This is a genomic window from Ensifer aridi (genome assembly GCF_002078505.1).
Lineage (GTDB): Bacteria > Pseudomonadota > Alphaproteobacteria > Rhizobiales > Rhizobiaceae > Sinorhizobium > Sinorhizobium aridi.
This window is the reverse complement of sequence record NZ_LUAV01000026.1, coordinates 24,667-32,700: the sequence shown is the minus strand read 5'-3', so window position 1 is coordinate 32,700 and position 8,034 is coordinate 24,667. Positions and strand designations below refer to the sequence as shown.

General features: G+C 58.7%; 8 protein-coding genes and 3 pseudogenes. 5 read left to right on the top strand and 6 right to left on the bottom strand.

Annotation, left to right across the window (positions count from 1 at the left end):
- Window positions 1-229 precede the first annotated feature (229 nt).
- Both AYK65_RS21750 and AYK65_RS33535 read right to left on the bottom strand, forming a co-directional pair.
- Window positions 230-522, bottom strand: a pseudogene (locus AYK65_RS21750) (hypothetical protein).
- A 78-nt stretch (window positions 523-600) separates the two neighbouring features.
- On the bottom strand, window positions 601-729 hold the full coding sequence (locus AYK65_RS33535; protein ID WP_275531684.1) for a hypothetical protein: 129 nt from the start codon (window positions 727-729) through the stop codon (window positions 601-603).
- Between the two features lie 133 nt (window positions 730-862).
- Between AYK65_RS33535 and AYK65_RS21745 the strand changes: the two genes are divergently transcribed.
- Both AYK65_RS21745 and AYK65_RS21740 read left to right on the top strand, forming a co-directional pair.
- Entirely contained in the window at window positions 863-1,840 is a 978-nt protein-coding gene (locus AYK65_RS21745; protein WP_081160612.1) for a 3'-5' exonuclease, read from the top strand.
- Between the two features lie 140 nt (window positions 1,841-1,980).
- Window positions 1,981-2,583, top strand: coding sequence for a hypothetical protein (locus tag AYK65_RS21740; RefSeq protein WP_081160611.1), 603 nt, complete (start codon window positions 1,981-1,983; stop codon window positions 2,581-2,583).
- A gap of 148 nt (window positions 2,584-2,731) precedes the next feature.
- Here AYK65_RS21740 and AYK65_RS21735 read toward each other — a convergent pair whose 3' ends face one another.
- A complete protein-coding gene (locus AYK65_RS21735; protein WP_026617575.1) occupies window positions 2,732-2,941 on the bottom strand; it encodes a hypothetical protein in 210 nt (69 codons plus the stop codon).
- Between the two features lie 721 nt (window positions 2,942-3,662).
- Between AYK65_RS21735 and AYK65_RS21730 the strand changes: the two genes are divergently transcribed.
- Both AYK65_RS21730 and AYK65_RS21725 read left to right on the top strand, forming a co-directional pair.
- Window positions 3,663-4,118: a transposase gene (locus AYK65_RS21730; RefSeq protein ID WP_046119100.1), complete on the top strand. Its 456-nt coding sequence runs from the start codon at window positions 3,663-3,665 to the stop codon at window positions 4,116-4,118.
- A gap of 227 nt (window positions 4,119-4,345) precedes the next feature.
- Window positions 4,346-4,957, top strand: coding sequence for a hypothetical protein (locus AYK65_RS21725; protein ID WP_081160609.1), 612 nt, complete (start codon window positions 4,346-4,348; stop codon window positions 4,955-4,957).
- 410 nt (window positions 4,958-5,367) lie between these two features.
- Here the strand turns inward: AYK65_RS21725 and AYK65_RS21720 are convergent, their stop codons facing one another.
- Window positions 5,368-5,958 carry an SOS response-associated peptidase gene (locus AYK65_RS21720; RefSeq protein ID WP_026617578.1) on the bottom strand — a complete coding sequence of 197 codons (591 nt, stop codon included), beginning with the start codon at window positions 5,956-5,958 and terminating at the stop codon, window positions 5,368-5,370.
- 57 nt (window positions 5,959-6,015) lie between these two features.
- Here AYK65_RS21720 and AYK65_RS21715 point away from each other — a divergent pair.
- Window positions 6,016-6,512, top strand: a pseudogene (locus tag AYK65_RS21715) (SOS response-associated peptidase family protein).
- On the opposite strand, the gene dinB reads toward AYK65_RS21715, so the two are convergent.
- The gene (gene dinB / locus AYK65_RS21710; protein WP_026617580.1) at window positions 6,509-7,600 is read right to left on the bottom strand and encodes a DNA polymerase IV; all 1,092 of its coding nucleotides are present in this window, start codon (window positions 7,598-7,600) and stop codon (window positions 6,509-6,511) included. The pseudogene AYK65_RS21715 and the gene dinB overlap by 4 nt on opposite strands.
- 3 nt (window positions 7,601-7,603) lie before the next feature.
- A pseudogene (locus AYK65_RS33220) lies at window positions 7,604-7,867 on the bottom strand (hypothetical protein).
- Window positions 7,868-8,034 lie beyond the last annotated feature (167 nt).

Here is an 8,034-nt window from a genome sequence, read left to right as displayed (position 1 = left end):
TTTTCACACAGCCTGGGTCGAATTCGTCCATACCAAGGGGCCAATCCGAACGTCTTGAAAGTCCGCACAGCGGCCACCATGACTCCGCCCTTGAGACTCTGCGTTGGGGCGAAGAGAGCCGGCCTTCACGAGCCTGTGCACGGCTTGTCGCGAGGATGTTCGCGTTCTGTGCTACGAGATCGCATAATGTATCAACGGGAACGACGGAGATTGCCGGCGGCGCGAGTTCTTAAATCCCTGACCCGTCGAGCTCTTGGTCATCATCGCCTTCGGAGGGTGAGGGCATAGAGGTGCGATTGAGATTGGCCGACGGCATCGGCATCCAGCACTTCAATTCGGGCTGATGCGGCCGGGCGAGGGATCAGCGGCGCGCCAGCCTTCTGCGCCAAACTGATCGCCATTCGACCAGTACGCGAGGTCAACTTCTGCCGCCCCCTGTTCTGACGGGCGGATCGTGACCAGGATCCGACTGCCGTTTTTCGGCGCGCTTTCCATGTGGCGCCAGCGGTCTGGCTCGGCTATCACTTTTCTTCCTGCCTTGCTGCAGAAGTGTTGCCTCGCCATCGAAAACGGTCAACTTCAACCTTGCGCAACCCACTGTCATCGGTTGAATGGGTCGCGTCCCCACAGGTGGTGTAGTTGGGTGGTAGCGAAGCCGCTTGCGAGCGCGCCCTCGACCGCGCCGTAGCCAGCGAGCGGCGGTGCCGGACGCTCAGTGTGTCTTTTCAACAGATTTTCCGGGCATTTTGGCTTGTGGGTCCGGTTCCACCAACCTCATTGCGTTGCCAGAGTCTCCCTCGGTTTCTATCCTGACGCATGATCCGCACCCACTGGTGCGCCAGCCCGAGGACACTAAAGGCCGATGGCATCTCAGCTGGATATGTTTGCCTCGCCGCCTGAGCCAGGCGATGACGTCGCCGTGGAGCTGCGGCGACCCTTGAAGCTGCGGCGGCGGACGCCACTCGATGACGAGAACATGGCCCGGCTTTTGGAGGAGAGCGGCAGCTATCGCGTGCTGCGCAAGCTTGTCGGCCGCCAGATCGTCGATATACCGCGGCCGGGATTTCCTCGCATCGGAGTGATCGTCGACACCGAGACGACCGGCCTCGACCACAGCAAGGACGAGATCATCGAAATCGGCGCAGTTGCGTTCACCTTTGACGACGAGGGCCATATCGGCGATGTCACCGGCGTTTACGGCGGCTTGCAGCAGCCAACCGCCCCAATCCCCTTTGAAATCACCCGCCTCACAGGAATAACCGACGAGATGGTTGCCGGGCAGATGATCGATGTCGGGTCGCTTCGAGCGTTGCTCGACCCGGCCGACCTGGTGATCGCCCACAATGCCGGCTTCGATCGGCCATTCTGCGAGGCGTTCTCAAGCATGTTTTCCGGCAAGGCATGGGCCTGTTCCGTCAAAGAAGTCGATTGGGCGACGCGCGGCTTCGAGGGCACGAAGCTCGGCTATCTGATTGGTCAAAGCGGCTACTTCCACGATGGCCACCGTGCCGTCGACGACTGTTTTGCTCTGCTCGAGGTGCTCGCCGGCGCCGACGGGGTGACGGAGCCAAGCGCTTTTGCGGAACTTCTCAAGACAAGTCAGCGCTCGCGCGTGCGCATCTTCGCCGAGCACAGTCCCTTCGACATGAAAGAACATCTGAAGGCTCGCGGATACCGGTGGTCGGATGGCAGCGACGGCCGTCCGAAATCATGGTGGATCGAAATCGACGAGGAGCACCTCACTGGGGAGCTCGCTTTCCTGAGGTCCGAGATCTACCGATGGGAAGAAGCCGACCCACCGGTTAAAAGGCTAACGGCGTTTGATCCGTACAAGGCTTGATGGGGATGCCCTTGGCACATCGGCCATGGAAAGTAGGTTGCGCAGGCTCGATACCGCGATGGTATTGCCCTCTAGAAAATTTGTGAGGAAGCAACAGCTGCAGCAGGATCGCAGTTTGGCTTGCTCGAGGTGGGAACACTATGAAAACGTGGAAATTTCTTGCCCAATTGATGTCCCGGCGACCATCGGCGGAAGCGCGAGAGAGTTCGATCGGGAATGATACCGATTCCAAGGCTCTCGAGAGAGAAGTCGACCATACGTCCGCACTTCCGCCCAGTTCGACAGTAGCTGCCAGCCCACCTGCTCACGATGAGGACGTCTCGGTTGATCAAGGGTCGGTCGTATTGGATAAGGCGAAAGGCGATGGCGATGTCGCACAGGCGTTAAAACCGCCGATCGATGCTGAAGAGGCTCAAACAACTGCGCGCCATCAAGCCGACCATTCGGGTGCCGAAGCGCATTCGTTGGTTCCGAAAAGCCTGGCAAACGCAACGTCGCAGAGCAAACCGCGGGTTAAGCGTCGAGAACGTAAGAAGAAAGCCGACGCCCACGTGGCTGCGCAGAGCGCTGTCGGCCCAAAGCATCATCAAAGCTTGCAGCCCTCGTCATCACGTGACCTGTTCTTCCATGAAGTGGCAACACTCGACGAAGAAATCAAAATGCTGAGGAGCCAACTCGCCCAGAAGCTTCATCTGCAAAACGTCCAGCTGAAGAAGCTGCTTGAGCGGTTCGACGTTTCGTGAGTTCGGCGGCGCTCCCTAAAAGCGCGCACTTGCGTCATCTTTGCTTGGCGGCGATGCCCTCACCGCCAGTCAATTGAATGCGCGCGAGCGCGTGTTGAGCAGGCGGCCATCAATCGATTCAGTGAGTATTGCCGATGCGCGCTGCGCCTCAGGACAGCCCAGCGACAATACTCAAGCCCAGGTCGTCGCGAATCCCTGCTTGATAAGCGTTGATCAGCTTTGCGGCGAGCGCTTCAGCTTCTTCAGACTTGCGTGACAAAGCTCGCCGTTGCAGCTCGTCTTGGAAGGCCTTTCCGATCATGTCCAACTCGTCAGGCCCGATTGGATCGAAACTCAAGGTTTGAGCTGAATTCATCATTCCCCCTCCCTCCGCCACACGATGCGACGGAAGACCCTTTATGCCCCTGTATTCAGTCTGATTTGAAAGGCTGCAGCTTCGCTGGAGATCTACCGAAGTTGAGCCTTCCTTACGGCCGGACCATCCGCAGCGGTCCACTGCAGTGTCGCAATGGCGGAGCCGAATAGCAGTGCAGGTATAGCCAGAGCTCCCATGAACCTCAACATTTGGAGCCGACGTGTGCGCTTTCCATCCCAATCGTAAGCCATTGCTACGCCCTATCGGAAACAGTACGCCAAGATAGAACCAGAGAACCACTTTCCGGTCGAGTCTATTTTCAAGTATTACTTTTAAACGAAATCGCCGCCGGATCTATATTGCGCGGCGTCGATAGAAAAATCAGAAGTAGAGATGGCAGGCAATTGAAGCATGACGATCACCTTGGCCGTGACATACGAGCGTGATCTCTAGCAGGTGGTGCCCTGCGGCATCATACTGCGATACCGTTCGCCCCCGCCGCCGAACCTGCGCCTACTTGTATGGGTCGCCTCGGTCGTCAAATTGGGGATAGTGGTCAGCGCCGTTTATTTCAGGTGAGAGCCCCGGTGCCATTAACCGCCGATGGCAAGCCTCCAGGCACAAGCCAAACATCAACTATCCGTAAAGCAGGACTGTGATGGTTGTGTTGACTCTGTGGAACACTCAGCCGAAAACAGGCAATAACTAAAGGAGGGAATTGCTGATGGCTGACGAGAGTAATGCGGCACAAGTTGCTGCGGCTGTAGCGACGGACGCAGAAGTGAGAACACCAGCGGGTAAGAAGCGGAGGTCTCCACGGCCTCAAAAGGCGGCTTTCGAACCAGCTCAATCAAAGACGCCGGCCGCTAAACGCAGGGCGTATACCGAGCAAGAGAAGAGCGAAAAGCTCAAGCTGATCGCGACGCAAGTCAGCGATGGTAGCACCCTAAAGGACGCTATCAAGAGCGCCGGCATATCAGAGCAAACCTACTATCAGTGGAAAGGTGCTGCGAAGCCTGTCGAGCAAAAGGGCACTAAGGGCACCAAGCCCCTGCCGGCCGGCGATGAGTTGGCAGATCTTGTCCAGCTCGAGGAGGAAAATCAGAGGCTCCGCAAACTGCTGGCGGAGAAGCTGCGAGCGGAAAATGCCGAACTGCGCAAGAGGCTCGGTCTGGACTAACCGGGACCGGGAATGCGCCGAGCAACGCCTCTTCGCGCGCTCCCAATTTAGCATTGTCGCGGCAACCGAAGCCCTTCTGTTCCTGGCATTTGCCGGGTGAAAGGCGCGTCAGCTGCGGGTTGGCGAGCGGTTGAAGCGCGAGAGGAAGGGCTGTATTGGTGCGCTCGCAAGAATGCAGCGGCGCCGATCGGCGTCGCATCTTTACGGTTGCTTGGGATCGAAAGTAGATGAAGACGCCACAACGGAGATTCGTTGTTGAATTCAAGTCGGGGCGACGACAGCCAAAAGCCCAGACGAACTCAATCTGGGGAGACACAGATCTCAAGGCTTTGGCCAGGGAAGTGGAAGATACGGCGCCGCATCTGTTCAATTCCAATGAAGCACCGGAAAACTCTGACCCGGGTGAAACCAGGCCGGCTGATCCGATCAATGCAGAGGCTGCCAATGAAGGCGCCGACGCTGTCGACGTCGCAGTAGCACCGATACCATTCGCCAACGGTACAGAGGTCGAAATCTCGAAGCCCCATGGGGCAGATCGTCCGGCCGAAGCGGTCGTGCAAGTACAGGAGAGCCAACCGGCATCGCAGCCTAGAACGACATCAACCGGCACTCCTCGAAAGCGCCCCAAGCGCGCGCCCGCCCAGACAATCGCACACAACTCGAAGGTTGGCCACGAGGATCGGAAGGCGCAGACCGGGACTGTCGACAATCCGATCTCCCTCGACGAGCTAGCCGCGCTGGACGCAGACAACAAGCGCCTGAAGAGGCTGCTGGCTGAACAGCTTCGCGCACAGAACCTTTGGCTCAAGAAGATGCTCGAACGCTTTGATGCCGAATAGCGAGGTCGCACCATCAAGGAAACCGCTGAGGCGCGAGTTCCGCGGATAACCGCCGCGCGCGGCTACGCTACCTCGATGCCAACTGCCGGGTTTTCGCGGCTTTGCACCAAGCAAATGGACGGTCGCCCTTTTGACCTCGTCATCATCTATCCGCATATCGTTCAGGATCTGCCCGTCTTAGGAAAGGTCGAGTCGGAATCCTTCTCCGAATAGAAATGGGTCTGCCAGTTAGGGCGAGGTGGTCGCGTCGACCTCGAAAACGTCTGAGCGAGCTACTCTACCGGCTTCAAGCCTGACCTCTTCAACACTACCGGTCGACAGCAGCGCCTGATCGAACTCTCGTGCGATTGCTGTTGGCGCATTTGTGAGCTCCATTCCCCTCACGGCGGCTCGCTTGTGCAAGCTAAGTCTCAGCCTACTTGTTCGGCCGCCAACGTTCCGGCCGGAAGCGGTTTGATCAGGGACTTCGTAGAAACGGTTGGATCGAGCCAATCAGCCCACGCATTGCGCTCCAGGATGACAATCTGGCGGTCGTGGTACGGCGCAATGTCCGGTCCCGGTTCCATCGTCAGCATTGTGAAAGCTTGCCCGACCTCGGGCGTGTCGCGCCAGATCCCGGCAATGCAGAAGATCGGCTCGCCCTTCTTGGTGAACAGCCATTTGTCTTTGTGCTTCTTCTTCGGATCTGTGGGTTCTGTGAACTCGTAAAATCCGTCAGCAATGATCAGGCATCGGTTGGAGTTGAACTCCCGTCCCTCTGACCGGAAATTATACACGGGACGCTTATTCGGCCCGGGCCAGCTCCAGCGCCGCTGCACGAGCTCGGCCTCATCGCGGATCCCGTCGATCGTTCTGACGATTGGGCCGATATCGGTGATATTGATGTCCTCACGGACTTCGAGGTTCGGCGCGCCTTCGCCGAAGCGGATCTTGATCTTGAGGTCGGCGAAGTCCTCGATGATTGAGGCGACATCCACCATCAGCCGATAATCATTGCACATGCGTCCTCCGTCTCAGGTCTGGTTGCCTCTCAAGTTTGTTCCTGGTATGTTCTATCTATGACGAGTGCGACCGTTTTCCAATCCCACGCCCCGTTCGATGAGCGCCGCGTGATCATAAGGCGCCATCACGGCGATGTGGAGATGGTGGAGCTGCCGTGGGGCTGCGCCCCCGCGACGGCGATGCGCGCGCCGTGACCGTCGTCCGGTCGGAAGGACGGAGATTTCCGACCCATCGCTGCCTGGTACCCGCTTCCGAGTTCCGCCATAGGAGCTTCAGCTTCGCGCTCGCCAATGGTGACTGGTTCTACTTCGCCGGGATTTGGCGGCCGGCGATCGAGGACTGGCCGGAGGCTTACGCCATCCTGACAATCGAGGCGAATGCCGATCTCGCGCCGTTTCACGACCGACAGATGGCGGTGCTGACACGAGATCAACGCCTGGCGTGGCTCGACGGAGTTGTGCCTGAGGACGAAATCCTGCGCCCGCTGCCGGCAGGGACCTTCCGGGTCAAGCGCCACTCGATCGATCCAGCCCAGCCGACGCTGGCGGTTTAAAGCGCCAGCCGCAATTGCGGCGCCACTTCAGAGGTTTGCCGTTCCAGTGATGACAGCGTGACGCCGAGCAGGCGGATTCCCTTGCGCGGCGGAAAGATCGGCGCGAGAAGCAGGTCGACCACCTCCTCGAGATCGGTAATCGCCGGCAGAGGCGCCGCAACCGTCTTGCTTCGCGTGATCTGGCTGAAGTCGGCATACTTGACCTTGAGCGTGACGGTCTTGGCGCCGATCTCATTGGCCTCGCAGTAACCCCAGACTTTCTCGATCAGTGGCTGAAGACCTTTGCGTGCCGGCTCAAAGGAGTGAATGTCCTCGGAGAACGTGTCTTCGGCGCCGACGGATCTCCGCACCCGGTCCGGCTTGACCTGGCGATTATCGATGCCGCGGGCGATCCCATAGAAATATGGCCCCGACTTCCCGAAATGTTCGACCAGAAACTCGAGTGTCTTGTCCTTGAGGTCTGCGCCCGTCTCGATGCCGAGCCTATGCATCTTTTCGGCGGTTGCGGGGCCTACGCCATGGAATTTCTTGACGGGGAGGGCCTCGACGAAGGCCGGCCCGTTCTTCGGCGTAATGACAGCCTGACCGTTGGGCTTGTTCAGGTCGGATGCCATCTTCGCCAGGAACTTGTTGTAGGAAATCCCGGCCGACGCATTGAGGCCGGTGACCTGCTTGATCTTCGCTCGGATCTCCGCGGCAATCTCGGTGGCGATCTCCATGCCCTTCAGGTTTTCGGTGACGTCGAGGTAGGCCTCGTCGAGCGAGAGTGGCTCGATCATCGGCGTGTATTCGGCGAAGATCGCGCGGATCTGCAACGATACGGCTTTGTAGACGTCAAAGCGCGGCCTGACGAAAATGAGGTCGGGGCATTTGCGCTTCGCGGTCACCGAAGGCATCGCCGAATGAACGCCGAACTTGCGTGCCTCGTAGCTGGCGGCCGCCACGACGCCGCGGGCGGCAGGATAGCCGACGGCAACCGGCAGGCCCCTGAGTTCCGGATTGTCGCGCTGCTCGACCGACGCATAAAAGGCATCCATATCCACATGCACGATCTTGCGCGGCCGCTCGCTCCCTTCGTCGTTTGTCATGGCCTAGCTTTCGTCACGACCATCTGTATCGCCTAGACATGGGAAGTGCGCGCCGCATTTGTCACCCTCCGGCGTTTGCATTGCTCGCAGCCCATCGCCATGCGGCGGCGGATCGCCGCGAAGCTTACACCGGCACCAAATGCTTTCACCAACAGCTTGTGCTCAAGCGCAGCGGCGATGACATGGGCCACAGATGAATTCAATTGCCGGCGCCCGGTGATCCCTCAGTTTCGGACCCAGATCGTTCACAGCCTGCCGTCGGCGCATGCGAAAAAATTCCCATTCCTGCCATGAATTGAATCCGTTGACGGAATTCTTCGATGTGCACTCTCGCTCAACTTCCGCGCGCCACATGCGCATTGACTCATGTTCGCTTGGAGAACAAATACAGAGCATATTTTACCTTCTCAAGCCGAAAACGGGTTGCCGTAAAG